This is a genomic window from Rhodoferax sp. RT5P35 (assembly GCF_056521385.1).
On sequence record NZ_JBWMAX010000186.1, the window covers coordinates 1 to 1,276 of the forward strand.

Annotated in this window: 1 protein-coding gene; it reads left to right on the plus strand. The window is 65.1% G+C overall.

Annotated elements, in window-relative coordinates; all coding sequences use genetic code 11:
* On the plus strand, positions 1-1,276 hold a 1,276-nt coding region (locus tag AC097L_RS24800; protein WP_479589378.1), incomplete at both ends, for a sensor histidine kinase.

Genomic DNA, 1,276 nt, shown 5'->3' on the forward strand with positions numbered 1-1,276 from the left:
TGATTGCCTGGGCGACCCAAGGCCGCTATTACATTGCACGCCAAAGCGACGTGACCCTGGGTGAGCCGCCTCTTCAAAAAGGCCCGCCCCACCCGCGCTACCAACTCAAACGCTGCATCATCTGCGAGCGCGAGTACGAGGGGCCCGACATGGCCCATTGCCCCGCCTACCAGGGCCCCATCTGCTCCCTGTGCTGCACGCTGGATGCGCGTTGCGGGGACCTGTGCAAACCGCACGCCAGCCTCTCACACCAGTGGTCAGCCACCTTGCGCTGGCTGCTACCCCGGCGGGTGTGGCCTTATCTGGACACGGGCCTGGGTTACTTTCTGTTGCTGATGTTGGTCATCGTGCCCCTGCTGGCCAGCGTGTTTGGCCTGCTGTACCACCAGGAGTTGCGTGCGCTGGCGCTGGCTGTGACGGACCTTGATGTGCAGGAAGCGCCCCACGCGGCGCTGCGGTCGGGCTTTCTCAAAGCCTATCTGGCGCTGATGGTGATTGCGGGTCTGGTCGCGTGGTGGGTGGTGCTGGCGCACAAGAGCCGTCAGGTGGCGCAGGAAGAGTCGAACCGCCAAACCAATTTGCTGATGCGCGAAATCGAGCTGCACCGGCATACCGACGAAGCCCTGCAAAACGCCAAGGTGGGGGCCGAGCAGGCCCGTTACGCCACCGACCAGGCCAACCAGGCCAAGAGCCGCTACATCAGCGCCATCAGCCACGAGCTGCGCACCCCGCTCAACAGCATCCTGGGCTATGCGCAGCTCATGGGCGAAGATGCCAGCGTGCCCCCGCACCGGCAGCAGGCCATCGGCGTGATCAAGCGTGGCGGCGAGCATTTGCTGTCGCTGATCGAAGGCACGCTGGACATTGCCCGCATCGAGTCCGGCAAGCTCACCCTGGCCACCCGGCCCATGCCGTTTGCCGACCTGCTGCACGAGATGGCCGAGATGTTCGAGCCCCAGGCCCGCGCGAAGGGCCTGCAGTTCCACTTCGACCCGCAGGGCGTGCTGCCCGAGCAGGTGCGTGCGGACGAAAAGCGCCTGCGCCAGATCCTCATCAACCTGCTGGGCAACGCCATCAAGTTCACCGCTACGGGCAGGGTGCGCCTGCGTGCCCGCTACGCGCTGGAGATGGCCTTTATCGAGATCGAAGACACCGGCCCCGGCATGCACGCCGACGAGCTGGCGCAGGTGTTCGAGCCCTTTGAGCGCGGTGCATCCCCTGGTAGCGGCGGTGCCGGTTTGGGCCTGACTATCGCCAAAATGCTCACCGACCTTAT